The organism is Halobacillus sp. ABR2_026 (assembly GCF_056158545.1).
Genome location: NZ_JBSWTM010000001.1, coordinates 804,286 through 829,667, shown reverse-complemented (window position 1 = coordinate 829,667; position 25,382 = coordinate 804,286). Strand labels below are relative to the sequence as shown.

31 protein-coding genes are annotated in these 25,382 nt (G+C 44.1%); 15 read left to right on the top strand and 16 right to left on the bottom strand.

Annotation, left to right across the window (positions count from 1 at the left end; all coding sequences use genetic code 11):
* Positions 1–53 precede the first annotated feature (53 nt).
* Genes ACXADE_RS04200 through ACXADE_RS04190 form a run of 3 tightly spaced genes read right to left on the bottom strand, consistent with a single transcriptional unit; the run spans position 54 to position 1,715 of the window.
* Positions 54–884: a YihY/virulence factor BrkB family protein gene (locus ACXADE_RS04200; protein ID WP_474979261.1), complete on the bottom strand. Its 831-nt coding sequence runs from the start codon at positions 882–884 to the stop codon at positions 54–56.
* 22 nt (positions 885–906) lie between these two features.
* Complete coding sequence (locus tag ACXADE_RS04195; protein ID WP_474979260.1) at positions 907–1,236, bottom strand: YtxH domain-containing protein; 330 nt, start codon at positions 1,234–1,236, stop codon at positions 907–909.
* Positions 1,237–1,247: 11 nt separating this feature from the next.
* Entirely contained in the window at positions 1,248–1,715 is a 468-nt protein-coding gene (locus ACXADE_RS04190; RefSeq protein ID WP_474979259.1) for a low molecular weight protein-tyrosine-phosphatase, read from the bottom strand.
* Between the two features lie 219 nt (positions 1,716–1,934).
* Between ACXADE_RS04190 and ACXADE_RS04185 the strand changes: the two genes are divergently transcribed.
* A complete protein-coding gene (locus tag ACXADE_RS04185; RefSeq protein WP_474979258.1) occupies positions 1,935–3,326 on the top strand; it encodes an alanine/glycine:cation symporter family protein in 1,392 nt (463 codons plus the stop codon).
* A 989-nt stretch (positions 3,327–4,315) separates the two neighbouring features.
* On the opposite strand, the gene ACXADE_RS04180 is transcribed toward ACXADE_RS04185, so the two are convergent.
* The 4 genes from ACXADE_RS04180 to ACXADE_RS04165 form a co-directional block, all read right to left on the bottom strand.
* A complete protein-coding gene (locus tag ACXADE_RS04180; protein ID WP_474979257.1) occupies positions 4,316–4,981 on the bottom strand; it encodes an SOS response-associated peptidase in 666 nt (221 codons plus the stop codon).
* An 83-nt stretch (positions 4,982–5,064) separates the two neighbouring features.
* Positions 5,065–5,436, bottom strand: coding sequence for a DnaJ family domain-containing protein (locus ACXADE_RS04175; RefSeq protein ID WP_474979256.1), 372 nt, complete (start codon positions 5,434–5,436; stop codon positions 5,065–5,067).
* Between the two features lie 52 nt (positions 5,437–5,488).
* Positions 5,489–6,139: an MOSC domain-containing protein gene (locus ACXADE_RS04170; protein ID WP_474979255.1), complete on the bottom strand. Its 651-nt coding sequence runs from the start codon at positions 6,137–6,139 to the stop codon at positions 5,489–5,491.
* Positions 6,129–6,872, bottom strand: a complete 744-nt coding sequence (locus ACXADE_RS04165; RefSeq protein WP_474979254.1) for a YkgJ family cysteine cluster protein — start codon at positions 6,870–6,872, stop codon at positions 6,129–6,131. Before ACXADE_RS04165 ends, ACXADE_RS04170 begins: the two co-directional genes overlap by 11 nt.
* A 163-nt stretch (positions 6,873–7,035) precedes the next feature.
* Here ACXADE_RS04165 and mreBH point away from each other — a divergent pair, with 163 nt between their 5' ends.
* The 4 genes from mreBH (at position 7,036) to ACXADE_RS04145 (ending at position 9,961) form a co-directional block, all read left to right on the top strand.
* Positions 7,036–8,043 (top strand): rod-share determining protein MreBH, encoded by a 1,008-nt coding sequence (mreBH, locus tag ACXADE_RS04160; RefSeq protein ID WP_474979253.1) that lies wholly within the window; start codon positions 7,036–7,038, stop codon positions 8,041–8,043.
* A 273-nt stretch (positions 8,044–8,316) separates the two neighbouring features.
* On the top strand, positions 8,317–8,622 hold the full coding sequence (locus tag ACXADE_RS04155; protein WP_474979252.1) for a hypothetical protein: 306 nt from the start codon (positions 8,317–8,319) through the stop codon (positions 8,620–8,622).
* A gap of 25 nt (positions 8,623–8,647) precedes the next feature.
* Complete coding sequence (locus ACXADE_RS04150) at positions 8,648–9,013, top strand: DUF1428 family protein (protein ID WP_474979251.1); 366 nt, start codon at positions 8,648–8,650, stop codon at positions 9,011–9,013.
* Positions 9,014–9,040: 27 nt separating this feature from the next.
* Complete coding sequence (locus tag ACXADE_RS04145; RefSeq protein WP_474979250.1) at positions 9,041–9,961, top strand: ketopantoate reductase family protein; 921 nt, start codon at positions 9,041–9,043, stop codon at positions 9,959–9,961.
* Between the two features lie 29 nt (positions 9,962–9,990).
* On the opposite strand, the gene ACXADE_RS04140 is transcribed toward ACXADE_RS04145, so the two are convergent.
* Positions 9,991–10,467, bottom strand: a complete 477-nt coding sequence (locus tag ACXADE_RS04140; protein WP_474979249.1) for a M15 family metallopeptidase — start codon at positions 10,465–10,467, stop codon at positions 9,991–9,993.
* Positions 10,468–10,703: 236 nt separating this feature from the next.
* On the opposite strand from ACXADE_RS04140, the gene ACXADE_RS04135 reads away from it, so the two are divergent.
* The 5 genes from ACXADE_RS04135 (at position 10,704) to ACXADE_RS04115 (ending at position 14,387) form a co-directional block, all read left to right on the top strand.
* Positions 10,704–10,946, top strand: coding sequence for a hypothetical protein (locus ACXADE_RS04135; RefSeq protein ID WP_474979248.1), 243 nt, complete (start codon positions 10,704–10,706; stop codon positions 10,944–10,946).
* 650 nt (positions 10,947–11,596) lie between these two features.
* A complete protein-coding gene (locus ACXADE_RS04130) occupies positions 11,597–12,238 on the top strand; it encodes a hypothetical protein (protein ID WP_474979247.1) in 642 nt (213 codons plus the stop codon).
* Positions 12,239–12,347: 109 nt separating this feature from the next.
* The gene (locus tag ACXADE_RS04125) at positions 12,348–12,539 is read left to right on the top strand and encodes a hypothetical protein (RefSeq protein ID WP_474979246.1); all 192 of its coding nucleotides are present in this window, start codon (positions 12,348–12,350) and stop codon (positions 12,537–12,539) included.
* A gap of 21 nt (positions 12,540–12,560) precedes the next feature.
* A complete protein-coding gene (locus ACXADE_RS04120) occupies positions 12,561–13,553 on the top strand; it encodes an acrylyl-CoA reductase family protein (protein ID WP_474979245.1) in 993 nt (330 codons plus the stop codon).
* A 423-nt stretch (positions 13,554–13,976) separates the two neighbouring features.
* Entirely contained in the window at positions 13,977–14,387 is a 411-nt protein-coding gene (locus tag ACXADE_RS04115; protein ID WP_474979244.1) for a hypothetical protein, read from the top strand.
* Between the two features lie 60 nt (positions 14,388–14,447).
* Here ACXADE_RS04115 and ACXADE_RS04110 read toward each other — a convergent pair whose 3' ends face one another.
* The 3 genes from ACXADE_RS04110 to ACXADE_RS04100 all read right to left on the bottom strand — a co-directional run bounded on the left by ACXADE_RS04110 (position 14,448) and on the right by ACXADE_RS04100 (position 15,514).
* Positions 14,448–14,642: a YwbE family protein gene (locus ACXADE_RS04110; RefSeq protein WP_474979243.1), complete on the bottom strand. Its 195-nt coding sequence runs from the start codon at positions 14,640–14,642 to the stop codon at positions 14,448–14,450.
* 128 nt (positions 14,643–14,770) lie between these two features.
* Positions 14,771–14,983 (bottom strand): DUF2188 domain-containing protein, encoded by a 213-nt coding sequence (locus ACXADE_RS04105; RefSeq protein WP_474979242.1) that lies wholly within the window; start codon positions 14,981–14,983, stop codon positions 14,771–14,773.
* A 69-nt stretch (positions 14,984–15,052) separates the two neighbouring features.
* Complete coding sequence (locus ACXADE_RS04100; protein ID WP_474979241.1) at positions 15,053–15,514, bottom strand: DUF2188 domain-containing protein; 462 nt, start codon at positions 15,512–15,514, stop codon at positions 15,053–15,055.
* A 217-nt stretch (positions 15,515–15,731) separates the two neighbouring features.
* Here ACXADE_RS04100 and pxpB point away from each other — a divergent pair, with 217 nt between their 5' ends.
* From pxpB to ACXADE_RS04075, 5 genes are all read left to right on the top strand, one after another.
* Positions 15,732–16,445, top strand: a complete 714-nt coding sequence (gene pxpB / locus ACXADE_RS04095) for a 5-oxoprolinase subunit PxpB (RefSeq protein WP_474979240.1) — start codon at positions 15,732–15,734, stop codon at positions 16,443–16,445.
* Entirely contained in the window at positions 16,442–17,443 is a 1,002-nt protein-coding gene (locus ACXADE_RS04090) for a 5-oxoprolinase subunit C family protein (RefSeq protein WP_474979239.1), read from the top strand. Before pxpB ends, ACXADE_RS04090 begins: the two co-directional genes overlap by 4 nt.
* A gap of 12 nt (positions 17,444–17,455) precedes the next feature.
* A complete protein-coding gene (locus tag ACXADE_RS04085) occupies positions 17,456–18,229 on the top strand; it encodes a LamB/YcsF family protein (protein WP_474979238.1) in 774 nt (257 codons plus the stop codon).
* A 49-nt stretch (positions 18,230–18,278) separates the two neighbouring features.
* Complete coding sequence (locus ACXADE_RS04080) at positions 18,279–19,469, top strand: NRAMP family divalent metal transporter (protein WP_474979237.1); 1,191 nt, start codon at positions 18,279–18,281, stop codon at positions 19,467–19,469.
* A gap of 199 nt (positions 19,470–19,668) precedes the next feature.
* Positions 19,669–20,331 carry an O-methyltransferase gene (locus tag ACXADE_RS04075; RefSeq protein WP_474979236.1) on the top strand — a complete coding sequence of 221 codons (663 nt, stop codon included), beginning with the start codon at positions 19,669–19,671 and terminating at the stop codon, positions 20,329–20,331.
* Between the two features lie 34 nt (positions 20,332–20,365).
* Here ACXADE_RS04075 and ACXADE_RS04070 read toward each other — a convergent pair whose 3' ends face one another.
* From ACXADE_RS04070 to ACXADE_RS04050, 5 genes are all read right to left on the bottom strand, one after another.
* Positions 20,366–21,181 carry a protein phosphatase 2C domain-containing protein gene (locus ACXADE_RS04070; RefSeq protein WP_474979235.1) on the bottom strand — a complete coding sequence of 272 codons (816 nt, stop codon included), beginning with the start codon at positions 21,179–21,181 and terminating at the stop codon, positions 20,366–20,368.
* A complete protein-coding gene (locus tag ACXADE_RS04065) occupies positions 21,178–21,735 on the bottom strand; it encodes a GNAT family N-acetyltransferase (RefSeq protein WP_474979234.1) in 558 nt (185 codons plus the stop codon). The genes ACXADE_RS04070 and ACXADE_RS04065 overlap by 4 nt, the downstream gene beginning before the upstream one ends.
* A gap of 102 nt (positions 21,736–21,837) precedes the next feature.
* Positions 21,838–22,812, bottom strand: coding sequence for a quinone oxidoreductase family protein (locus tag ACXADE_RS04060; protein WP_474979233.1), 975 nt, complete (start codon positions 22,810–22,812; stop codon positions 21,838–21,840).
* A gap of 11 nt (positions 22,813–22,823) precedes the next feature.
* Positions 22,824–23,609, bottom strand: a complete 786-nt coding sequence (locus ACXADE_RS04055; RefSeq protein ID WP_474979232.1) for an enoyl-CoA hydratase/isomerase family protein — start codon at positions 23,607–23,609, stop codon at positions 22,824–22,826.
* 15 nt (positions 23,610–23,624) lie between these two features.
* The gene (locus ACXADE_RS04050; RefSeq protein ID WP_474979231.1) at positions 23,625–25,382 is read right to left on the bottom strand and encodes an acyl-CoA dehydrogenase family protein; all 1,758 of its coding nucleotides are present in this window, start codon (positions 25,380–25,382) and stop codon (positions 23,625–23,627) included.

The window sequence follows — 25,382 nt, the reverse complement described above, 5'->3', positions numbered from 1 at the left end:
TTATTAAGTCTCATTTTATTAGGTCACTCTAAATGAGACCCTGGCTTTTTTCCTCATCCCCAAGTTTCTTCTGTCCGGCGATGATGGCTCATGGCGTTGATTTCGCCTCCAAGGATGATGACAATCCCAGAGAGGTACAACCAGATCATAAGAACGATGACCGTCCCTAAACTGCCGTAGGTTGCCGAGAAATTTCCAAGGCTGCTGACATAGAAGGAAAACAAGAGCGAAACAAGCTGCCAGCCAAAAGTAGCGAACAATGCTCCAGGTACAGTATCTCGATACTTCAATCGCTTATTTGGAGCCGTCACATATAAAAAGGACAATACAATATAAAAAATGATGGATGAAATGACCCATCTCATCCCATTCCACAACGTCAAGAAGTTCTCGGAAAGTCCAAAGACTGAAAAGAGCTGGACACCGATCGTATGACCAAGAACAGGAAGCAAAAAGGCAATTCCTATGACGAAAACCATAGCAACGGTAAGAACAATGGCTATCATCCTGGACACGAAAAAGGAACGGTTTTCACTTACACTATGGGCACGATTGAACGCCCTCATAATGGCATTTACACCGTTGGAAGCCGCCCACAAAGTTCCTAACAAACCTATTGATAGTAGACTTCCATTTTCACTGCTTAACAAAGACGACACATTCTCCGTAATCAAGTCAAATGTTTCAGGGGGGGCATAGGTACTGACGAAAGCAAGCACTCGTTCCTCGTCAATATGTAAATACCCAAGCAATGTAAGCAGGAATATCATAAAAGGAAACAAAGATAGCAGAAAAAAATATGACAGTTGAGCAGCCATCCCTCCGACATCATCTTCGCCGAAGCGAGTAACCAACTCTTTGCCAAAGTTCTTGATGATCTTCACGATACTCCCTCACCTCTTGGAATCAAGAAGCTTCTTTTGAATCGTCGACAGCTCTCAGCTGCTCTTTCACTTCTTGATTGATTTCCCCTACCTTATTCAGCATACTCTCCGCCTTCTCTAATAATTCCAGAAGTTCTTCCACTCTCTTATTCACTTGGGAAGAGAATGCTTCATAGTTCATCCTGATGGAGTGAATAGCCTCTGAAGGATGTTTTATATAGCCTTGACACTTCGAACTCGTAGCTCGTGAGCGATCTCCCACATATTGTCGGGTTTCTTTGTCCAATAGCGCGGCTACTCCTCCCGCTACAGCTCCGATTAGTACACCTTTCCAAAGTTTACTCTGTCCCATAAACATCCTCCTCATAAATCATGATCGTTTTTTATTTGCTCTAAGAGTTTCGTACAGCCTTCGTGCACGAGGTCGTATACATATTCAAAATTTCCTGTGAAATAGGGATCGGGTACTTCGTTTTCGTTCAAATCGGGTACATAATCCAGCAATTTGGCAACTGTAACATCATTTTTCTCCCGAATACCCTTCAAGTCCTGGATGTTTTTATCATCCATGGCAATCAAATAATGAAAGTCATCCCAGTCGGATTCTTTCACCTGCCTGGCTCTCATTCCCTGATAGGATATATTTTTCTCATCTAAAATTCCTCTCGTGCCTTCGTGGGGATCTGCTCCGATATGCCAATGGCCGATTCCTGCAGAATCTGCGGAAATCTGTTTATCCAGCCCTTCTTTTATCAATAAATCTTTAAAAACAGCTTCTGCCATAGGAGAACGGCATATGTTTCCCAGACAGACAAACAATACACGAATCATAACTTCGTTCCTCCAATATAGTATTTCTCTTTTTTTATTTTCTATGAAAGCCGTGAAAATCCTGCCAAAAAAGGACAAGTCACACAATTATCTTCCCATTCCCTGTCGAATTCAACCGCTTTTTTCATTTTTGTATGAAAAGCACCTTGACATTTGTTTTAAATTTTCGGAATATTTAACATATGAACAAATACTACATATATCGATAGGGGGAAGATAATGGGAGAGGGTAGTGCACTACACAGTTTTTTAAGTGAGCTAAGTGGAATCGTCTGGGGACCCGTCCTCTTGATTCTTTTAGTGGGAACCGGGGTTTATTTAACCCTTCGTCTAGGCTTTCTTCAATTTAAAACGCTCCCTTACGCGCTCAAACTTGCTTTCAAGCCAAGCAAAGCGAAGAAGGAGAAAGAAAAAGGGGATATCTCACATTACCAGGCCCTGACGACTGCTCTGGCAGCCACAATCGGTACCGGAAATATCGCCGGGGTTGCTACAGCAGTTGTTTTAGGTGGTCCTGGGGCTGTTTTCTGGATGTGGGTGACGGCAGTGTTCGGAATGGCTACTAAATACGCAGAAGCCGTTCTTGCTGTAAAATACCGAATCGAAGGAAAAAATGGAGAAATGTCCGGGGGACCGATGTATTACTTATCAAGAGGGCTAAGCATGAAATGGCTAGGAAAGCCCCTTGGATTCTTATTCGCCATCTTCGGCGCTGTCGCTGCATTCGGGATTGGTAACATGGTACAGTCCAATTCCGTATCGGATGTTATGGAAGGGACATTCAATGTTTCGCCCTGGGTGACCGGCATTCTACTGACGCTTCTTGCCGGGCTTGTTTTACTTGGCGGCATTAAGAGCATCGGTAAAGTGACAGCCTTTTTTGTTCCGATCATGGCTGTTTTCTACGTCATTGGGGCATTAATCATTCTTATCCTCAATTACAACCTGATCATTCCAGCCTTTGGAACGATTTTTAACGACGCCTTTACGGCAAGCGCCCTTGGAGGTGGGTTGCTCGGTACCGTCATTCGTTATGGAGTAGCACGTGGAGTATTCTCCAACGAAGCAGGGCTCGGATCTGCCCCAATAGCTGCGGCAGCCGCACGAACGGATTACGCCGGTCGTCAGGCTCTCGTTTCTATGACACAGGTTTTCATTGATACCATCATTGTTTGTACTATGACCGGGCTAACAATCGTAATGGCAGGACAGTACCAGGGTGGACTGGATGGAGCAGATTTGACTTCTACTTCATTCCAAATCTTCCTTGGGGATGCAGGCGCCTATATAGTAACCATCGGGCTTGTCTTTTTCGCCTTTTCTACAATCGTCGGTTGGTCCTATTACGGGGAAAAGTGTTTCGGATACTTAACGAACCAACGATTCATCGGGATCTACAAGATTGTATTCGTAGCCTTCGTTCTAGTTGGAGCTGTCTCACAGCTTAGCACCGTTTGGGTCTTTGCTGATGTCATGAATGGTTTAATGGCCTTCCCGAACTTGATCGGTCTCTTACTCTTATCAGGAGTCGTAGCTTCCGAAACGAACAAGTTCCTGAAAGTCGCCAAAAAAGAAAAACAACAAGAGCGGGAACAACGACAAGCTGGGTGATTTCATCAATAGCGGACCAAAAAGAGGGAGTAGTCCATCATGGACTGCCCCCTCTTTTTTTCATTGGCTTTTTTAAAGTTTAGTATTGCTATTACTAAAAAAAATGAACTTCCAATTTTATGGAAGCTCATTTTTTTATATTTGGCTTATTCAACTAAAGATCCCTTTTCTTGAAGACTCAGCTTCGAGATGTTCTGGGGGTTCATTGCCTGGTTGAGCGTTAGGGGCGGCTGGGAAGCCACTCGCTTTCCTGCGGGGATGGCGGCAAGCCTCCTCGGACTTCGTCCTGTGGGGTCTCGCCAGCCAATCCATTCCCGCGGGAGTCTCGCAGCTTCCCAACCACCCCTTTCATAGTAAAGAGAAACGACCCCTATACCTAGAGAAATTGTTCCCTCTTCCCCATTTTAAGGCAGGCATAAAGTGCTCTGTATCAAGCTTATAAATTCTGAATGCCTGCTGTGGTGAGGTTATATGATCTACTTTCCTCAGTCATTCAAGCTGATTGTTCCAGTAGTGATTTAGAGAATCTGCCATGACAAAGGGGCGGAGGGGAATGGCGAGACTCCTGCGGGAAGAGAGTGCTTGGTGAGACCCCGCAGGACGTAGTCCGAAGAGGCTCACCGCGCTCCCGCGGAAAGCGAGCTATTCCACGCAGCCCCATCCACTCAAAAAACATCTCGAAATCAAGTCTTCAAGAATCCTGCCATTTAGCTAAAGACTCCGTTTCGAAATTATACTCCAACAAGATTCAATGGTTGGATCGTGAAAGGAGATCATCTAATGGTTTCGACACTTGGAATAAATCCCCTTTTACCATCCTATCATTTATGGTCACTTCCATCCGTTGCTGCCAATATCAACACTGAACTTTAACAGAGCCTTTTCATTATGAATCTTTTCCCACAATCCCCGTGGAAAAAGTTCATACGCGATTACCTCTGCAATGCCCAGCGATTCTAAGAGGTTTTTCCATGTTGACACCTGAGTCCTCAAGCAATCGGCGTGATACAATCCGGCCCTTCATTTTTAGCTGAATTGACATATTCACTGACTTCATAAGAGCAAAGGTCATCCATGGTCAACTGCTCGATGAAGCCCTTAGCATCAGATGAGGACCATTTGACAGGCTCAATCCAGTCGTCCTCCTTCTCTTCAGGCAGAATGACGGGCATCCGGTGATGAATGGGTAACATATACTCGTTCGCTTCCTGCGTTAGAATCGTGCAAGTAAACAGGGATTCTTCCTCCCCTTCCCACTGATCCCATAGCCCGGCAAATGCAAAAAGAGATCGATCCTCAGGCTGTATTCTTATTGGTTGTTTGCCTGATTCATTCTTTTGCCACTCGTAAAAGCTATCTGCAATAATCAGACAGCGCTTCTGGCTCATTAGTTTTTTATAGCTGGGCTTCTCATGAGCGGTTTCGCTTCGGGCATTTATCATTTTGTAACCGACTTTCGGATCTTTGGACCACGACGGTACCAACCCCCATTTCATGAAGCCGGCTCGTTTTTGTTTTCCATCATGAATGACAGCAAGAACTCTCTGCCCCGGGGCAATGTTATATCTTGGTTCATATCCATCGATGGGTTTTTCAATTCCATACTCCTTAAGTATTTCTGCTTCCTCTGCCAAAAGTGTGTATCTTCCGCACATTCCCTTACCTCCTTTTTGATTACAGGGCCGTTTCTTTTAGTTTGCCGTGTCCCCTATGAAATTAGACAAAAGACCGACACGGATTAAAATCCGAAGCGCCGGTCAATTTTTCTTCGATATTGTTTGAAAACTCCTGACTCTTTGAGTTTCCTTTTTTCCATCATCATGTCAAACCGAAGCTTTTTCTCTTTCCATTCTTTTTTATAGTGGGAGGATAACTGTGGATCCGTAATTTCAGCGAGCAGTTCTTCAAGTTCCACGATTTCTTTTTTTAAGACCATCTCTTCCGGAAGCATATTGACATTTTTTAAGATGCGATAGCTATTCCTCACCTCTGGCGGGAGGTGGGCGAATTCATCCTTAGGCAGCGGCTTTCCTCTCCCTGGCAGGTTATCGAAATCTCCTTTTTCCATCGATTGTTTGATCTTTTCTTCAATCAAATGTCCATAGTCCATCTCTCAATCCTCCGATTCTTATTCAATTAGGAAAGCTTTACCTGATACATGTTCATGACTTCCATTTATCCAACTGAGCCTGTAAAGACTTTCTTAATCCTGAAGCTAACGGTTCGATGGTGAGGATTCTCTCGATTTTATCCACCTGTTTCCGCTCGTGATAAAGGACGTTATTTACATCATCGACCGTAACCTCGCCGGGATGAGCTTCAATCAGGGTCATATAATCGCCTGGTGTTATTTTTCCCTCGCGTAAGACTCTTAAATAAAAGCCTGAAAACCCTTTTTCCATGACTCGAGCAGGAAAATCTTCAATTCCATGTGTCCTGGCAATGATATAACAGGGTTTCCTTGGCTCAGATACTTGAAGTTGAGCGTCTCCAAGCTGAAAGATATCCCCGATTCTCACCTTACGTTCATCTACACCTTCTACGGTAAGGTTCTCCCCAAAGGAAGGAAAAGAAAATTCCTGTCCATAATGAGCTTCCCAGTGCCTGTAGTGCTGGGCAGGATAGAGACAAACTGCTTTATCACTTCCGCCGTGGTTCTTTTTATCCGCTTGTTCGTCTCCTTCAAAATTCAAGGCGTTCAAATGGAGGCCATTGTGCACGGGGGTTTTCCGGAAAGCGCTTTTCAATTCGCCTCTAACGGTTTCATAGGTTTCAGGCTTACCGACATTCAAAGATAGAAGTTTATATTTCAAGTAAAGTCCCCTTTCGCCATTGATCGATCCATGCAGGAAGATAGTCATAGCTCCAAGCATCCATGGGATAATCGACAAATACCTCTTCCCCATTTTCATACAGAGCTTGGATCAGCTCATTAATCCCTCCGAAGTAAAACTGATAAAGAAATTCATAACTAAATGGTTCTTTCGGCATATGATTGTCTGCACACACTTGTGGATCGCTGTAATTCAAATACGTTCGGCACGGGATTGGCCGTACTTCATAAGCCATACACAACTGGGTCTCCGGATCCAGCATCGGGCATGGGAGATTCATTTTCTTATATTCAAGCTTCGTCTCTGGTGCTTCATAATCCATAGCCACGGCGGCGTTCAGTTTTTCCTGATTCTTTTCGTAATAGCTCTCCCAATGAGAGTAAATGGCTTTCTTCCGTTCTTCCGGGAAATGTTCAATAGACCGAAAGAACATTTTTGCTTCCATTTTCGTAATGACAATGGGAAAATAACAACAAAAGGCACACCCCATAAAACAATTCGGCTTCATAGAGGTGAATTCCTCCATCCGGCTAATTTCATGATCCACTTCTGACAGCAGCCGTTGAAAACCATTCAAGATGACTGACTCAGTTGTTTGTTCACTATCCAATAAATCGTCTACAATCTCATCAAAAAAAGATGGGTCAATTTCGTACGATTGGTTTATTTTTTCACATCTTTTGATAATTTCTTCATGTTTCAAATAACTCATTATAAAACTCCTCTTTCAATCCTTAGTCCCATTATACATGGGAAATGACTACTGACACCACTCTGTATGACCACGAATTTCCTGTTGTTCAACCCCCAGAAAAAACCTATGATAAGAGAAGATCTATAAATAGAATAATTGTCATCTTTGGAGGTACGTCTAAATGTTATCAAATGCAGAAATCGGTATCGATCTTGGTACTGCAAATATATTGATCTATTCAAAATCAAAAGGTATTTTACTTAACGAACCATCTGTAGTGGCCTACAATACAGAGACTAAGAACGTAGTCGCCGTAGGAAAAGAAGCAAAAGAAATGGTCGGAAAGACCCCAAGAAATATCATCCCTGTCCGCCCATTAAGAGATGGTGTCATCGCTGACTATGATATGACCGCGCAAATGTTAAAAGAATTGTTGAAAAAGGTAGCGAAAAAATCAGGCATATCGATGCGCAAACCAACGGTTGTCATTTGTACTCCTTCCGGCTCCACATCTGTTGAACGACGAGCGATTCATAATGCTGTAAAAAGTTACGGTGCCAAAAATGTGCACTTGATCGAAGAACCGATTGCAGCAGCAATTGGTGCCGATCTCCCAGTTGACGAACCCATAGCAAATGTTGTTGTAGATATTGGTGGTGGAACGAGTGAAGTCGCCATTATTTCTTTTGGAGGTGTAGTTTCCTGTAAGTCCATCCGTACAGGAGGAGACGTAATGGATGAAGAAATCATTCAACACGTCAGGAAAGCTTATAACGTCTTGATCGGGGAGCGTACAGCCGAGCAGATTAAAATGGAAATAGGCTATGCACTCATCGACCATCCCGAAGAAACGATGGAAGTAAGAGGACGCGATATGGTCACAGGTCTCCCTAAAACGATTGAATTGAAATCTACGGAGATTCAAGGAGCTTTGAAAGAGTCCCTTGAACAATTGCTTGAAACCATCCGCGCAACTCTCGAAGAATGCCCACCGGAATTGAGCGGGGATATTGTCGATCATGGAGTCATCCTGACTGGAGGCGGATCCCTCTTGAACGGCATGCAGGAATGGCTGTCCGAGGAAATCTCTGTACCTGTTCACATGGCACCGAGCCCATTAGAATCCGTAGCCATCGGAACGGGGCGCAGCCTTAAAATGATCCAGAAGTTACAGAAAGCTAGTAAATAATAAAAGCTGGATGCAGCATACACGTAACCATTCACAACCTCCGGTCTCCCGGGGGTTGTTTTGTTTATCAGGCATTATGAGATGAAGACTGACTCCATTTCCTTGAGGAAGAAAGGAAATGGAGTCCCTCATGTCGAATTAACGCATAAGAGTAGAGAACGATTTTTGATTCTGTTAAAATGTTTCAAAACCACCTATAGTGTGGAATGTGAGGATAAGCCTGACCTACCGCTCTCGCACGCGGGCAGATTACTTGATAAGGAGCAGATTTTAATGAAACTATCCACAATACTCAAATGGTTAACAGGTGGATGTGAAGCATTCCTCGCCATCCCAATCGCAGGGGGAGCGTTCATATTCAGTAATGGCTGGATGCCGCTATTGTTCATGTTCGTTTTCCATTTGATCACTCTCATCGTCTCAGCAAAAGGGGATCAATCCTACGCTGGGAGTGTACTTGGTATGATCACGAGTGCCATCGGTGCCATTCCCATTGTCGGGTGGATCATGCACACCGTCACAGCTATCGTTCTCCTCATCGATGCGGGACGTTCATCAAAAGTAGACCAAAGATTTTAAGAAGATTTATGCAGGGGGAATGCGAATGTTTACGATCATCTGTCTTTTTCGAGTCAATAAAGACAAGTTGGAAGAATTCATAGATATGACCAGGAAATCAGGCGACTTACTGAAATCTCACGGTGCTCTCGATCACAACATCTATTTTTCCAATAAGTTAACAGGCAGTCAGGGATCTATGGGCTTTTTAAACGTCATTGACATTGAAGAGGATGAAGAGCTGATGCTTGGTCAATCGATCTTTAACAGTGAAGACCACTATTATGAAATCATGAAAACTGCGGGGTTCGATGATATCATCCAATATTTGAACAACCATATTAAAGATCTTGTAGAAACGACCAAAGTGATAACCTCAAGCTTTACAACTGAAAATGTAGCCAAAAGCTGAAAGTAAATTCTTCGGAGGTGTTAAAATATGAAAATTGTAGTCTTAGGTGCAGGAGCACTGGGAGCATATTTTGGAGCACGATGGCAGGAGGCCGGCCATGAAGTCATTAACCTCGTCCGTGAGGGAAGAGCAGAACAGCTGGAGAAGAAGGGCTTGAAGTTACATAGTAAAATGGGAGATTACGAAATTTCAGATCCGGTAATCGCAAAGAGCCCGGATGAAATAGAAAACCCGGACCTTGTTTTTCTCGCCGTGAAAGGCTATCACCTGCACGGTACCTTGGATTGGTTGAAAGCTTTAGTGAATAAAGGGGCCAAAGTCTATCCTGTGCTTAATGGAATGGAGCACATCAGCATCCTTCAGAAAGAATTAGGAGAAGAGGCAGTGATTGGCGGATTGTCTTACATCATCGCAACCCTCGATGAAAATGGGCATGTTGTTCACACGAGCCCCTTTCATGACCTTGTATTCGGACCTCTTCATACATCCCAGCAATCCATTTGTGAGGAACTGGCACTCGCCTGTAATCAAGCGAACATAAGCGGGACATTAAGTCCAAACATTCTCGAGGACATGTGGAAGAAATATATGTTCATTACCGCTTTTTCAGGAATCACGACCGCTGTCAATCAGCCAATTGGTGAAGTTAGGAGTTACCCTCAAACCTTCCGTATAGCCGAGCGCATTCTCCAGGAGATGAAAGCTTTGGCGAACGCACGCCATATTGCTTTGAGTGAGGAACAAGTAAACCAAGCCTTTGAACGCTTACGTGGCTTCGATCCAGAGATGACTTCCTCTATGCATCAAGATCGACGCAAGGGGCTTCCATTAGAAGTTGAACATCTGCATGGAGGAGCCTTGCGCTTAGGTAATGAAGTCGGACTCAGCATGCCTTATATTGAAACCATTCATGCGATGATCAAACCTTACGAAGAATATAATCAATAAAAAAGGTGCTCCCAGGCGGAGCACCTTTTTCAATCTTCATCGGCATATTCATCGACTTGCGGACGTTCCCCTCTTTTCAGTTCTCTTATTGATAAGCCAAAATCCATCTGCAAATGAGGATAGTCCTTGAAGTTATCCCAGTCGCCTCCCCATTCGAACCCGAGCGCTTTCGCCTGGTCGACAATCTCTATCCAATCAGCTTTTCCGTTGCCGTTACCGTCATATCCGGTATCCCAGATAATGCGGCCATCTTCAAGTTCAAGAGCGAAATCTATAGCTAATCCATAATTATGGTAAGACTCTCCACCTTTGGCGTGCGTAACTATTTCACCTTCAACAGAACGGCCTTGTTCATAAAGCTTGTCCTGCCTTTCCACGGAACGATGCCCTTCTGTGATGACGATGTTGATTCCGGCCTCTTCCACTGATTCTACCAACTTTTCTTTTCGTTCTTCCACCGTAGGGTGAAGGTTTGTAGGTAAAGGAACATCTTCTTTGTAGAACACCCCTTGGGGAAGCTCCTTTTCTACTTGTGGTATTACATAGAAAATCAACAGAGCAACTACGCCTCCAAAAAAGAGAAAACCCTTAAAATTTGATCGATTGCGCACTTGTTACTCCCTTTCATTCGTTATTTGATTAATTTGAGAATACCACATTCGACGAGAGCGAGAAATATCAACCGTTTCTTTTCATAGTTTCATATAGTATATTTACAGAAACATCCATTTGGGGGAGTTCTATGAAATCCGTCTATTTGCTGCTATCCAATACAGGTACAATTACGAATCAAGCTATAAAAGCAGTCACCACCGCCCCTTATAACCATGCCTCTCTATCCCTTGATAAAAATATGAAGCGATTGTACAGTTTTGGAAGGCGTCGCCCGACCAATCCTTTTTTGGGGTGGTTTCGTACAGGAAGACTTGATCGAAGGTACCATTCAGCTGGTACCCGTTTGCTACCTGCGCGGTATATGAATTAAAAGTGACCAGGAGAGAATATCAGAAAATAGAACGCCTTCTTAAAAGCCTTCGCAAAAAACTATAGAACTTACTTCTACAATTACTTAGGATTATTAGGGGTGCCTGCGAACCAGCCCATCCACATGAAATCCAGTTACTTCTGCTCCCAGTTTGTCGCAGAAGTCCTTAACAGATCCAGTGTCGTCCTTTTCAAAAAAACAAGTGCCCTTGTGACGCCAGACGACTTTCGAACCGGCTCACCCTGGTATATGAAGGGACCACTTTACGAGTACCCCCTTCTCTACACCAGGAACTTTTACCATCCGATAAAATACAAACCCTTCCCATTCCGAAAATATGTCAAACAACAAGTAAAATCTGAAGTTCTGGGAGTGCAGGAAGAGAACGGAGACCTTTATCAATTCAGGGATGGATTTGTTAAACCTAAGAAAATTCTAATATCAAAGAAGTGGTACAGAATCCGAAAGTTCCTGAGTCTATGAGACTTTGCCACCTGGGTTATGATGAAGTTATATAGCAGAAGTAATACATATCCACAACAAACTTTAGCAGATTCGTTACCTCAAGCAGAATGCTGATTATAGCGTATGTCCTCTTTGATATAGAATGATATAATAAAAGAGGATTCGACATAATCAGGAAGAGAGGCATGACGATGGGACTACGCTCTAGAAAATCCAGTAAAACTTTCTATGAATTAATAATGATCGGCTTAGCTGCTCTATCTGTCGCAACCATTTGGCAGCAAACTGGATATAATAGTCTGATCGTTTGGACAACATGGTCCATCTTCTTCCTCGACTTTCTTTATCGTTTATATAGAGCCGACAGCAAATGGGGGTTTATAAAAAGACACCCATTCATAGTCATTGCTGCCATCCCACTCGATGCCGTGTTTCAATTTGCAAGATTTGCAAGGATTCTGCACCTTTTAAGATTAAAGTCCATCACAAAATATTACACCATGCCATTCATTCGCTTCCTGAAAAGGCAGCATCTTTTAACCGTATCCGGGGCCACCTTCCTCCTGATCTTCCTTTTAATCATCCCCTTGACCTTAGTAGAAAAGGAATTGGAAAGTTACGGAGACGCATGGGTCAGCGCCATCCTATCCCTGACTTTCTTCGGGCGATCAGGATTTGAACCAGAAACGATGGCCGGTCATATTATTATCGTCATTTTCACAATTTTGGGTGTGATCATTCATGGCCTGATTATAAGCACCACCATTGATTATTTCCTCCAAACTCCGGTCATTCAATCAATTAAAAATAAATTCATTGAGAAATGAAGCCGCCGTCCTCGGGCGGCTTTTTTAAATTTCATCCTAAGGTCAAACGTTTAATGACACTTCTAAAAAGGTATCATACCCGAAACAACCATTTTCTGGAGGTGGAATAATGAGCGACCAGAAGCGGAATAAATTATCTGAGAAAGACCAAAGCTTCAAAGAAAAACTTAAAAAAGAAAACTTGATGGACGGAATTCCCGATGAAGAAGTAAAAAAAGAAGAACGGGAACAGGAAAAAGGAAGAAAATCAAAGCAGGATTCTGTAACAGAAGAAGATTATGACGAAGATCTTCGTCCTTGATTACGTTAGTGAGGTGTAAGATTGGCAACGTTTAAAGCTTATAAAATTGACCAGACAGAAAAAGAAGTAAACGGTTCGGTTCAAGATGTTTCTTTTGCGGACCTTCCTTCCAGTGATGTTTTAATAAACGTTCACTATTCCAGCATCAACTACAAAGATGGGATGGTCGCCCAGCCGGATAATCCCCTTGTAGAAAATTACCCCCTCATTCCAGGAATTGATTTATCTGGTGAAGTGGTTCGATCCTCCGATGCAAGATTCAAAAAAGGCGATGCTGTTTTAGCTACAAGTTATGACATTGGTGTGAATCATCATGGCGGATTTAGCGAATATGCAAGTATACCGGCGGAATGGATCGTTCATCTACCTGAAGGGCTGACTACGGAAGAAGCGATGATTTACGGTACTGCCGGCTTTACTGCAGCACTGTCCCTCCACCGTTTAGAAGTGAATGGCCTCACTCCGGACAAAGGTCCTGTGCTTGTGACTGGGGCTTCCGGTGGAGTCGGCAGCATGGCAGTAGCTATGCTCGCCAAACGAGGATACATTGTCGAAGCTAGTACGGGCAGCCCTGATCATTCCTCCTATTTAAAGGATATCGGCGCTTCAAAAGTCCTCACGCGTGAGGATGTCTTCGATGGCACTCTGCGACCATTGAGGAGCCAAAAGTGGGCGGCTGCGATCGATCCTGTTGGAGGCGAACCTCTCGCTTCCCTGCTAAGTCAACTGCAATATGGCGGCGCCGCTGCCGTCAGTGGATTAACAGGTGGAACCAAAATCCCTACTGAGGTTTATCCTTTCATATTAAGGGGTATCAGTCTTATTGGTATTGATTCTGTCCAATGCCCAATGGATCAGCGGAAAAAAGTCTGGCATCGAATGGCTAATGATTTAAAAATTAAAGAAACCTTTGACCGTATCAAAGTGGTCCATTCATTGACTGAAGTGAATGAGACCCTTGAACAAATCCTCAAAGGTCATACACGTGGTCGTTCTATCGTCAAACTTATGTAATTGGTAGTCTTTCAAAACGCACACTATTGACATGTGATGAATTAGGGGTTATACTACTCTAATAGTGCCTTCTTAAGAAGGTAACTCGGAAAAGAAAAGAGTGATTAGTATGAGACTGGCATTCTGCTACGTTTTGATACAACTTAATCACACTGGATCAGCTTCGGAGCTGTAAGGATGCAATAGAGGTAGGGATTGCGTCGTTTAAGTTGCCAAAAACTACCATGTGGAATTTTTAACCGCGGCAATAACATGGAAAAACCATCATACTTGTGGAAATCACAAGTTGGTAAAACTTGATATTTTCCGAAAGACTATAAAGCGAGGGAGACAACAGTCTTCCTCGCTTTTCCAATTTACATAGGTCCATAAACTTTAAACATGGTAATATAATCGTTAGAAGACCGGAAGGAGACCTGCTTCATGCCCCATTACTTAAACCGTTTTGAACCGGAAGATGTCCGTTTCCTTTTGGATTTAGCCGAATTTAAAGATGCTGTATTTGATATGCTTGAAGACGTACGGGAAAGTGTAAAGGTTGAAATCAGCTATGAGATTCTTGATGAACCAGATGGAGAAGCATTAATCCGCCCAATCATCCAATTACAGGAAAAGAAAGCGTTTTCAGAAGAGGATTTGGAAACTTTCCGAAGATCGGGTTTTTCCATCGATGGTCAATCCTTTGCTAATGGAGATTATGCCATGCAGCAAATTTTTGGAACGGATTATAGAATCCTTGCCGTCACTGAAGATGAAGACGGTCCCTTTTTCACTATTGAAATGCCTTATAGAGATTTCCAACAAAAAATCAAAGCTAGGAACTTGAAAGAATAGACATCTGCCACCAAAAAAGCCCATGCTCTGCATGGGCTTTCGTTAGGATTACGTTGGTTTTCAGGTATGAATATGTTTCACACGGCCAACCTGACCATCCTCCAGGCGTACCTTTATTCCGTGCGGATGATTCGGTGATTTGGTGAGAATATCTTTCACTTTCCCGGTGGTCAGGGCACCCGTCCGCTGATCTTTCTTCAGAACAATATCGACTTCCGCGCCGACTTTTATATCATTTCGTTTTTGTCCATTCATCAGTTGGAACCTCCACATTCAGTCTATTACGTATTCTATCACACAAACCGTTCCCTTGAACAAACTCCCTATCAGATGACCTGAAAACGAACGTAAAAAAGCACCCTTTGCAGAGTGCTTTTTAAGTATTAGCTACTGTAATCATATTGATTTTGGATCTTACCTTCTTTTGTATGAATCACTGCGGATGTCCCTTTGTTCTGTGCAATTTCTTTCGCGCGATCGATAGCCTCCTGTTTATTTTCATAAACTTTGGTCGGCTGGTCTGCTCCTTCTGCCTGTACGGCCCAACCCTCTTCATGAGAAACTACATGTTCCGCTTGATTTCTACTATCAGCCACTTTGAATTCCTCCTTGAATATTTAGTATATAAGCTATATATCCCGTTCAGAAAAGGAGTAAACCTAAGATTAACCATCCATTGACATTTTTTGTTGGATACTTCCATCTTTTCTATGAATGACTACTGGAGTCCCCTTGTTAGTGGCAATTTCTTTGGCCCTCTCTACGGCTTCCTGCTTGTTTTCGAATACGTCTGACGGTTGTTTTGCATCTTCTGCTTTTACAGCCCAGCCATCTTCATGGACGACTACATGCTCGCCCTTTTCCAACAATTCCGGCCGGCTCTCCCCTTTCTGATCTTCATCGTCTCTTGTTTTCAAGTTTTGATCACTCATCTGTTTCACACGATTGATTTCTTTTTCATCTGCATTTTCATACCATTCTTTCGCCTGCTCGGTAGCGATCGGAATAGCCTGCTCCTCTTTATAGCCCTCATCAATCATCGCATTCGCAATGTCAATCGCTTTTTTTCGGACCGGGGTTTCCATATTCTTAAAGGAACTTGGGTAATCCTCTGTATCCCATGGCATTTCGAACACTCTCCTTATTTTATTATACGTTTATTATTCCCTTGCTTTGAAAACCATTAAACCAATGGGGGACCTTCGTCGAATTGAAAATCGAGGAAAAATAAGATACGATATTCACATTAACAAGTTAGAAAAAGTGACATGGTTTGATAATTTCTGACCACAAGATCACCGCCCTTCCATCCCTACTACAATAAACTACATAGGAGGTTTTCACTTGAACACGAGCATTCATCCTCTAGGTGATCAGTCCCTAATCATAGATTTCGGAGAATCTATTGATGAAAAGACAAATCAACTAGTACGTCAAACAGCTGCCAGGCTGGATGAAATACAACCCGCGTGGATGATTGAATACATCCCGGCATTTTCTACACTGACTATTCTCTACGACCCTTTTTACATAGCAAAGCAACTAAATGACCAAACCACGCTCCCGTTTGATTGGGCCCGGGATGAGGTGCAGAATCTTCTTTCTCAATCCTCCTCTTATGAATCAGAAACAAGGACTATTGAGCTCCCGGTCTGTTATGGGGGAGATTTAGGACCTGATCTTGCATTTGTAGCTTCCCATAATCACTTGAGTGAAGAAGAAGTGATTGAGGCCCATCTCAATGGAAACTACCTGGTTTATATGATTGGTTTCGCTCCAGGATTTCCTTATATTGGTGGCATGGATAAAAAAATAGCTGCTCCACGGCGTGATGAGCCGAGGCTTTCCATACCAGCAGGTTCCGTAGGGATTGCCGGTGAACAGACAGGCGTATACCCTATTGAAACACCCGGTGGTTGGCAATTGATTGGAAGAACTCCTTCTGCCCTGTTTAATCCTCGGAGAGAGCATCCTTCCCTCCTTCAAGCTGGAGACCGGATTCGTTTTACACGCATTAATGAAACGGAATATGAAAGATTAAAGGAGGAGGGCAAATGATTTCCGTATTGAAATCAGGATTGATGACGACTCTTCAGGATACAGGCCGGTATGGTTACCAAAAAGACGGGGTCATCGTGAGCGGAGCTATGGATTTGAAAGCTCACCGAATTGCAAATCTTCTCGTAGGTAATTCAGAAAACGAGGCTACGTTGGAAATTACACTTATGGGGCCGGTGCTGGAATTTGAAGAAGATGCACTCATCGCCTTATGTGGAGGTAACCTTACTCCAATTATCGATGGTGAAAGCGTTTCAATGTGGAAACCTGTATACATAAAAAAAGGAAGTGAGCTCCGCTTCGGTCAGCCAAAACAAGGATTCAGAAGCTACCTTTCCATATCAGGGGGCTTTAAAGTGAAACAAGTGATGGGCAGTTCTTCCACTTATCTCAGGGCCAACATCGGGGGTTTTGAAGGGCGGACAATGGAAAAAGGTGACCGCCTAGAGCGAGGGAACATGAGTTTACGTTCCGAACGTTTGAACGAACAGCTGCCACCATTGAAGAAGGCTCAGCCTTTTACAGCCTTCCCTTGGTTTGTCGCCCCTGAATTCACAGAGTACATCACTGACGAACACCCAATTCGAGTGATACCAGGCAGAGAAATCGATCTTTTCACAGAGGAAAGCAAAGAACTCTTTTTTAAAGACGGGTTTCAAATCGATTCTAAATCCGACCGTATGGGCTACCGTTTAAATGGCTCATCGTTAAGCCTTAAAGTGAAAAAAGATATCATCTCAGAAGCCGTCATGTTCGGTACAGTTCAAGTACCTCCAGATGGCAATCCAATCGTACTTTTGGCTGACCATCAAACGACGGGCGGCTACCCGAAAATCGCCCAAGTAGCTTCCGTCGATCTGCCAAAAATTGCACAGATGCGTCCCGGAGATTCTATGAGGTTCTCCCTCATTACACATGAAAAAGCCCAACAGCTGCTTCTGGAAGAAGAAAGAAATTTGAAGCAGTTAGAGAGAGGAATAATATCCAAGCTTCATTAAGGAGGAGAATATATGCATATTGTGGATTTGAATTGTGACATGGGTGAAAGTTTCGGCCGATATACTATTGGCCGTGATGAAGAGATATTAAAATATGTAACATCAGCGAATATCGCGTGCGGTTATCATGCAGGCGATCCAACGATCATGAGAAAGACCGTGGCTATGGCTTTGGAGCATAACGTTGGGATCGGTGCTCATCCCGGTCTGCCGGACCTATCAGGGTTCGGCAGGAGACCGATGGATATTTCTGAAGAGGAAGCATATGATATGGTCGTTTACCAAATCGGTGCTCTTAAAGGTTTTGTGGATACAGAAGGCGGAAACTTGCAGCATGTTAAGCCTCACGGCGCCCTCTTTAACATGGCAGCAAAAGATCCACAGTTATCAGCAGCGATTGCCCGGGCCGTCTACGATGTAGATCCTGAACTCGTCCTTTTCGGGCTCGCAGGTAGCGAACTAGTAAAAGCAGGCCGAGAAAAAGGTCTCAAGACAGCAAGTGAAGTGTTTTCTGATCGTACCTATCAGCCGGATGGAACCCTCACTTCACGTCGAGAAGCGAATGCTCTTATTACGGACCATACGCAGGCCGTCGATCAAGTCATCCGTATGATCAAAGAGAACAAAGTTCGGACAGTCGATCACTCTGATATTGACATCGAGGCTCAAACCATTTGTATCCATGGAGATGGAGCAAGTGCCATAGAATTCGCACGCTATATTACAGAAGCTCTGAAAGATTCAGAAATCAAACTTCAATCCATTGGTCAATTTCTCACGAAGTAATGGAAGCTGCGTATACCAACCTACTATTTAATGCAAAGGAGATCCCCCTATGAAAGAACAATCTACGAGAAGTCTCCTGTTAGGAGCCGCGTTCCTTATGGCAACATCTGCTATCGGCCCTGGCTTCCTGACACAAACGACTCATTTTACGGAACAACTTGCTGCAAGTTTTGGCTTTGTCATCCTTATATCGATCATCATTGATATTGGAGCTCAGCTGAACATATGGCGAATCATAGCCGTTTCAGAAAAGCCTGCTCAAGACATCGCCAACAGCTTACTCCCAGGACTTGGAGTCTTTTTATCTGTCCTCATCGTCGCTGGTGGATTAGCGTTTAACATTGGAAACATTGCCGGAGCAGGACTTGGCACGAATGTCCTTTTCGGCATTTCCCCGGAAATGGGAGCTTTATTCAGCGGTATTGTCGCTGTTGCTGTCTTCCTCGTGCGTGAGGCTGGTAAAGTCATGGACCGGTTTGCACAAATTGCAGGGTTCGTTATGATTGCCTTGACGATCTTCGTCATGTTTTCTGCCCAACCCCCTGTCGGAGAGGCCATTTCCAAGACATTTGTCCCGGACACGATTGATTTTCTTGCCATTATCACACTTGTCGGTGGAACCGTTGGCGGTTATATCACCTTTGCGGGTGGACACCGCCTCTTAGATGCAGGGGTAAAAGGGAAGAAAGCTCTTCCTCAGGTAACGAAAAGCTCAGTTTCCGCCATAGGAATCGCCTCGATTATGCGTATTTTCCTATTCCTGGCATCTTTAGGCGTCGTCGCTTCCGGCTTCACGTTGAACCCTGAAAACCCGCCAGCCTCCGTATTCCAGGCAGCCGCTGGAAACATCGGATATAAGATATTTGGTGTCATCATGTGGGCTGCAGCCGTAACGTCTGTCGTAGGGGCTGCCTATACATCCGTATCTTTCATTCGAACATTCAGTAAAACGATCAACAAATATCATAAGTGGTTCATCGTCGGGTTCATCGTCCTTTCCACGACTGTTTTTGTTTCCGTAGGTAAACCCGTCAAAGTCTTGATCCTTGTCGGTTCATTGAATGGATTGATCCTTCCGATAGCTCTTGGCGTTATGCTTGTGGCTGCATACAAGCAGCGAATCGTCGGAGATTATAAACACCCTCTTTGGCTGACTATATTCGGTGTTCTTATCGTAATTGCCATGTCCTTCATGGGGGCGATGTCGCTCATTCAAGGCATTCCGCAACTGTTCAGTTAACCCCTCTGAGAGCTCAGTTCTACTGAGCTCTTTTTCTTTGAATCGAATCATGCTTCATATTCATAGGACTTGTGAGAAGTTGTCCAGGATATGAATTGGACCTACGCCACACCCATCGTTACAAGACAAACCCTTTTCTCTCGTTTTTTTCCTGAATGAGTCTTACACTGAACCTAACGATAAATAAGGAGTGATCATTTTGAATGAGCACGATACATGGAAACACGTAGATCAATATTTCATCGACCGGTTATTACCCGAAGACTCCCTCATGAAGCAGGTGCATAAAGAAAACGAACAAGCAGGTCTACCCGCAATTGATGTTTCTCCATTACAAGGGAAATTGCTTCACTTCTTTATAAAAATGAAAGCCGCAGCAAATGTTCTGGAAATCGGCACACTAGGAGGCTACAGTACAATCTGGATGGCAAAAGCACTGCCAGGTCATGGGAAAGTCACCACCCTCGAATTCAACCCGAAACACGCGGAAGTAGCCAGTCGTAATCTTAAAGAAACAGGATTCGAAAATCGAGTGGAAGTGATCGTAGGACCTGCTTTGGATACGCTGCCCACGCTCTCTGAACGGGAACCTTTTGACTTTATTTTTGTTGATGCTGATAAAAACAACAATAGCCGCTATATCGAGGAAGTATTGAAACTCTCCCAGCCAGGTACAGCGATTCTTGTTGATAATGTCGTCAGAGATGGAAAAGTATTGGATAAGGAAAGTGATGATAAGAGCGTTCAGGGAATCAGAGAAATGTTTGATTTGTTGAACACTCATCCCAATCTCGATGCCACTGCTTTTCAAACGGTCGGAAGTAAAGGCTACGATGGTTTCGTGTTGGCTCTCGTAAAATGAACAAAAAATAGAGGGTTCCTTTTTCAGGAATCCTCTATTCTAGTTCAATCCATATCGCAGTCCTATCATCGATGTGCCCCCCTTGATGCTGGAGGTGATTTGTCAACTCTTCGATATAAGGGGCAAGACCCACCTCCTCAATTTGATAATAGGTCTCTTCAAGGGTAAGGTCCGGATGAAAAAGACCATCCGAGAGAATCAGTAACTTCTGTCCTCCCTCTCGCTTGAACGCCCCGTAGTCAAGATGATCCATTACTTCCGGCATCCCGTTTGCAACGGTGTAGCCTTCTTCCATATTCGCTAAACGCCTGTTGTAGCGAAGTCTGTTCAGACGTATATCAAAGTATCTCTCAGGAGGAAGATCCCTTCCCCTTTTCCGATCTTCTCCCCGTTTCCGTTCAGCCCTTAAGCTAATTCCTTTTACCGAATCTTTCGTAACCACCATACAGTTCCCCTCTGCATCTCCAGAAAGAATCATACAGTCTCCAAGTTGAACGAAATAAATCCAGTTCTCTGTGATCTCCACAGCTGCCAAACATGTGGACCATCGTTCCTCACCAAGGTCTGTCCGTATAGAATAGTCGTCCATCTTTTCTTTCAGTAAAACGTTCGCTTCGCTCACTACTTCAACCAGATTTTCTTCCTTTTCCATGCGTTCCAAACGCTCTTTGAAGATTTGCGCAGCCAGATAAGCTCCATTATGTCCATCTTCATCTTGAAAACAGACGAGAGGTGTTGCTCCATCCAACACCCCATATATACAGGCTGCATCATTTAGAACAAATGCATCTTCACATTCTTTTTTCACCGGACTTTTCTCTTGGAGATGAGTAACCATAATATTTTTCACAGGCTGCCTCCTATATCCTTCCAGTCTTCTTTTAACATCCCATAGACGACATGATCTGTATACTCCCCATAAAGAAGAGCTGCCTGACGAATCGTGCCTTCCTGCTTAAACCCAAGACGCTCGGGAACTCCCCGGCTTTTAATATTTTTTGAAGCTGCGCGTATTTCGATGCGGTTCATTCCAAGGGTATCGAAGGCGTATTGAAATAGGACGCGACAGGCACGGGTAAGAAGCCCTTTCCCTTTATGCTCTACCCCCATCCAGTACCCAATGCTTGTCACTTTGTTTTTTTCATCGATTTCATGAAAGTCCACCACCCCTGCAATCCTTCCATTAAAGAGGATGAGAATCGTCAGACCGTTGTTCTCTGCATATCGCTGCAGACTCATTTTTATGTAATTTCTAGTATCTTCGACTTCGTTCGTAACATCGATCCACGGCAGCCAAGTCCGGATATGTTCTCTGGAATGATCCGATAATTCAAACAATTCTTGTGCATCACGATGATCAATCATTTTTAATGATAGTTCTTCATCAACTTTGTACGCAAACATATTTCTTCCCCCTTTTCCTTCTGTGGTCCATGTATTCGACACAATCCACGCTTCTTCCTGCATAAAAAAGACGACAGTACATGTCTGTCGTCTTTTCATCATTTATGGCTTTAGAATGAGTTTCCCTTTGGTTTTTCTCCCCTGTAGGCTCTCATGGACATGGGAAGCTTCACTCAATGGAAATACGCCTCCGATGGTCATCTTCAGTTCACCTGTCACTGCCATTTCCAACAATTGATTTAAACTCTCTTGAAAGAGTTTCTTTTTTTTCATCACTTGAGGCAGGAAGAAACCGATGACAGATAAATTCCTATTCATGAGACCAGCGGGATACAGATGCGCAGGTTCTCCGCTCGCTGCACCATATACCACGATTCTACCGAAGGGACTCATACATTTCACTGTCTCCTGAAAAATGCTTCCGCCGACCATTTCAAGAGCGATATCCACCCCGTTACCACCAGTAAGGGAGAGCACTTCGTCCCACCACTCTGTATTCGTATAATTAACCGCGTGATCTGCACCTAGACCCAAAGCGTAAGTCAACTTTTCATCCGTGCTGGCCGTGGCAATCACTCGTCCAGCACCAAATTTCCTGGCAAGTTGGACAGCAAGAGACCCTACGCCACCTGCTGCAGCGTGAACAAGTACCGTTTCCCCTACCCGCATGCGCCCCATTGTCAATAGAATATGATAAGCGGTAAGCCCTTGCAAAGGCAGAGCGACGGCCGTCTCATCAGTCATTTCATTTGGTATGGGAATCAAGGTCTTCTCTTTTGTTTTCACATATTCCGCATAGCCGCCTGAACCAATAAGGGTAACTACACGGTCGCCTTTATGGAAACGACTGGCTCCTGGCCCTGTTTCCTCTATGACTCCTGCTACTTCGGCACCTGGAACAAATGGAAGTGGGGTAGGAACGACATACGCTCCTTCTCGTCTTGCGGTATCCGCATAGTTTACACCGATGGCTTGAACCTTAACCAGGACCTCACCCTCCTCAAGCGTCGGGACATCGATCTCCACCTGGTGCAGCACCTCGGGACCTCCGTAGTCTTCGAATTGAATGGCCTTCATTTTCTCCCTCCTTATCTACCTACGAAATTAGGTTTCCTTTTATCTTTGAAAGCCTGCACACCTTCTTTATGATCTTCCGTCGATACCATCATAGCCTGGGTGATTCTTTCCTGTTCAAGGATCGAAGCAAGATCAGACTGCTCTGCCTGATCGACGATTTTTTTCATCATCCCCATAGCTCTTCCCGGACCTTTGGAAAGAGTAAGTGCGTAATTCATAGCTTCTTCCTCTAAATCTGCAAGTGGGATTACCCGGTTGACCAGCCCCCACTCAGCAGCTGTCTCTACAGGAATCGGTTCTGCCCGGAATAACAGCTCTTTTGTACGATAAGGTCCGATCAGTCTGGACAGGAAGTAATGGCCTCCTCCATCCGCTACGAGCCCTACCTGTGCAAAACTAAGAACGAATTTACTTTCTTCTCCTGCAAGGATTTGATCACAGGCGAGAGCGAGATTGAAACCGGCACCGGCCGCGTACCCATGAACAACTGCGATCACAGGTTTAGCTAAATCTTTTATTTTTAAAATTAATCGATTCAGCTCGCCAACATGGTCATACAATTGCTGCGCATCTCCAGAGCCCATGGACTTCACGTCCCCTCCCGCAGAAAAAGAACGCCCGCTCCCTGATAGAACGACAACTTTCACTTCATCGTTTTTTTCAGCCTCCGTGACCGCTTCCTGAAGTCCGAGAATCATTTGATCTGAGAATGCATTAAGAGCTTCCGGTCTGTTTAATACACAACTTAATACAGGTCCTTTCAAATCAACCGTCACATGTTCATTTCCTAATTTCATCCTGCCCTCTCCTTTTTACGATATATATTGTCCTGCCTCAATCATTCGATCAGCTACCCTGCGGTTCCTCTCAATAGATCCTTCTTCTTGATATTCGCTGAATAGTAGGCTCATACGACGAAGGGTTTGAACACGCTCCTCTCCATTCAGCAATGCGGATAACAGCTGGGTCATGGACTTTTGGACGTCCAATGCCGACTGTTCAATTAAAGCGGTAGTCAGCATCTCTTTTAAATCAAGCTCTGGATCCTGTGCCCTCGCGGCTTTTCCCGTACGAATAACAGCAGACTCGACCTTATATATTTCTATCGCAACATCAGCTAATTTCATTAATACTTCCTGTTCTTCTTTGATGCTTTCCCCATATATCCTGAAGGCTGTTCCAGCACTCACCAAAAATAAATCCTTAAATAAAGCAACGGCTTCAAGCCCTGAGTCAGAATTTTTGAACCCACCATTCTTTAAAGAAAACTCTGCTCTTTCCATAAGGGTGACTGCAGAAAACTCACCTTTGGCTGCTTTTTGAAGAAACGCAGATGGAATCAAGAGCCGGTTAATTTCATTCGTTCCTTCAAAAATCCTGTTGATTCTTGAATCCCGGTATGCCTGTTCAATCGGATAATCTTTCATAAACCCTGCTCCTCCATGGAGCTGAAGAACGTCATCCACCACTTTATCCAAGGTTTCCGAACCTGTAACTTTGCATATCGCTGCTTCTATTCGGTGTTCATTCATCGCCTTAGCTGTCGATTTGGTTTCCTCCGTATCATCATGATTATAAAGGGAAGCCTCTATATGACCACCTGAGCGGTAAAGCAAGGACTCAACACCATACATTTGGACAGCCATGCCCGTGATTTTTTCCTTCGTCGCAGGAAAATCAGCAATCCTCCTGTTAAATTGTTTCCGTTCCTTGATATGGGAGATTCCCTGCTGGAAAGCATATTTGGAAGCCCCTAATGTGGCAAATCCCAAGTTGAACCTGCCTAAGTTGAGAACATTGAGAGCTATCAAATGCCCCTTTCCAACATCCCCTAACAAATTCTCCACGGGGACCTCGCAATGATCCAGAATGATGGAGCAGGTCGAGGAACCTTTAATCCCCATCTTCTGTTCTTCCGGTCCAACGAACAAACCAGGAAAGTCTTTCTCAACAATAAAAGCGGAAAAATGCTGCCCGTCCACCTTCGCATAAACGATAAAAGTATCCGAAAATGCAGCATTAGTAATATAGATCTTCGTGCCATTCAGTAGATAATGGGAGCCGCTATCATTCAAAACTGCCGTAGTCCTTGCCGAAAGAGCATCGGAACCAGCCTCAGGTTCTGTTAGACAATATGCTCCTATGAATTCACCAGAAGCAAGCTTCGGCAGATATTTCTCCTTTTGGCGAGCCGTTCCGAAATAGGTGATGGGTAAGGTGGCGATACATGTATGGTTGGAATGAGCGACACTATAACCACCTCCACTTCCCAGAGCTTCTCCAACTATTCCTTTGCTGATTTTATCCAGACCAAGTCCTCCATAACATTCAGGAATACTATGTCCAAGAAGACCCAACTCGCCGGCCAGCCTCATTTTTTCCGCAACAAAATCAAAATCACCGTTCTCTATTTGCTTCATGTTCGGGTGAATTTCCCGGGTAATAAATTGTCGAGCAGTGGCTCCTATCATCCTTTGTTCATCGCTACGATCTTCCGGCGTGAACACAGCCCCCTCAGTCGTCTGTCCAATCAGGAATTGTCCACCTCGAACGTCGTGATGAACTGCCAT

Bases quoted from the DNA above. Each gene is read 5' to 3' on its own strand.
- ACXADE_RS04195 (WP_474979260.1), bottom strand. From the start codon at position 1,236: ATGGGACAGAGTAAACTTTGGAAAGGTGTACTAATCGGAGCTGTAGCG.
- ACXADE_RS04190 (WP_474979259.1), bottom strand. From the start codon at position 1,715: ATGATTCGTGTATTGTTTGTCTGTCTGGGAAACATATGCCGTTCTCCT.
- ACXADE_RS04185 (WP_474979258.1), top strand. From the start codon at position 1,935: ATGGGAGAGGGTAGTGCACTACACAGTTTTTTAAGTGAGCTAAGTGGA.
- ACXADE_RS04180 (WP_474979257.1), bottom strand. From the start codon at position 4,981: ATGTGCGGAAGATACACACTTTTGGCAGAGGAAGCAGAAATACTTAAG.
- ACXADE_RS04175 (WP_474979256.1), bottom strand. From the start codon at position 5,436: ATGGACTATGGACATTTGATTGAAGAAAAGATCAAACAATCGATGGAA.
- ACXADE_RS04165 (WP_474979254.1), bottom strand. From the start codon at position 6,872: ATGAGTTATTTGAAACATGAAGAAATTATCAAAAGATGTGAAAAAATA.
- mreBH (WP_474979253.1), top strand. From the start codon at position 7,036: ATGTTATCAAATGCAGAAATCGGTATCGATCTTGGTACTGCAAATATA.
- ACXADE_RS04155 (WP_474979252.1), top strand. From the start codon at position 8,317: ATGAAACTATCCACAATACTCAAATGGTTAACAGGTGGATGTGAAGCA.
- ACXADE_RS04150 (WP_474979251.1), top strand. From the start codon at position 8,648: ATGTTTACGATCATCTGTCTTTTTCGAGTCAATAAAGACAAGTTGGAA.
- ACXADE_RS04145 (WP_474979250.1), top strand. From the start codon at position 9,041: ATGAAAATTGTAGTCTTAGGTGCAGGAGCACTGGGAGCATATTTTGGA.
- ACXADE_RS04135 (WP_474979248.1), top strand. From the start codon at position 10,704: ATGAAATCCGTCTATTTGCTGCTATCCAATACAGGTACAATTACGAAT.
- ACXADE_RS04130 (WP_474979247.1), top strand. From the start codon at position 11,597: ATGACGATGGGACTACGCTCTAGAAAATCCAGTAAAACTTTCTATGAA.
- ACXADE_RS04125 (WP_474979246.1), top strand. From the start codon at position 12,348: ATGAGCGACCAGAAGCGGAATAAATTATCTGAGAAAGACCAAAGCTTC.
- ACXADE_RS04115 (WP_474979244.1), top strand. From the start codon at position 13,977: ATGCCCCATTACTTAAACCGTTTTGAACCGGAAGATGTCCGTTTCCTT.
- ACXADE_RS04110 (WP_474979243.1), bottom strand. From the start codon at position 14,642: ATGAATGGACAAAAACGAAATGATATAAAAGTCGGCGCGGAAGTCGAT.
- ACXADE_RS04100 (WP_474979241.1), bottom strand. From the start codon at position 15,514: ATGCCATGGGATACAGAGGATTACCCAAGTTCCTTTAAGAATATGGAA.
- ACXADE_RS04090 (WP_474979239.1), top strand. From the start codon at position 16,442: ATGATTTCCGTATTGAAATCAGGATTGATGACGACTCTTCAGGATACA.
- ACXADE_RS04085 (WP_474979238.1), top strand. From the start codon at position 17,456: ATGCATATTGTGGATTTGAATTGTGACATGGGTGAAAGTTTCGGCCGA.
- ACXADE_RS04080 (WP_474979237.1), top strand. From the start codon at position 18,279: ATGAAAGAACAATCTACGAGAAGTCTCCTGTTAGGAGCCGCGTTCCTT.
- ACXADE_RS04065 (WP_474979234.1), bottom strand. From the start codon at position 21,735: ATGTTTGCGTACAAAGTTGATGAAGAACTATCATTAAAAATGATTGAT.
- ACXADE_RS04060 (WP_474979233.1), bottom strand. From the start codon at position 22,812: ATGAAGGCCATTCAATTCGAAGACTACGGAGGTCCCGAGGTGCTGCAC.
- ACXADE_RS04055 (WP_474979232.1), bottom strand. From the start codon at position 23,609: ATGAAATTAGGAAATGAACATGTGACGGTTGATTTGAAAGGACCTGTA.
- ACXADE_RS04050 (WP_474979231.1), bottom strand. From the start codon at position 25,382: ATGGCAGTTCATCACGACGTTCGAGGTGGACAATTCCTGATTGGACAG.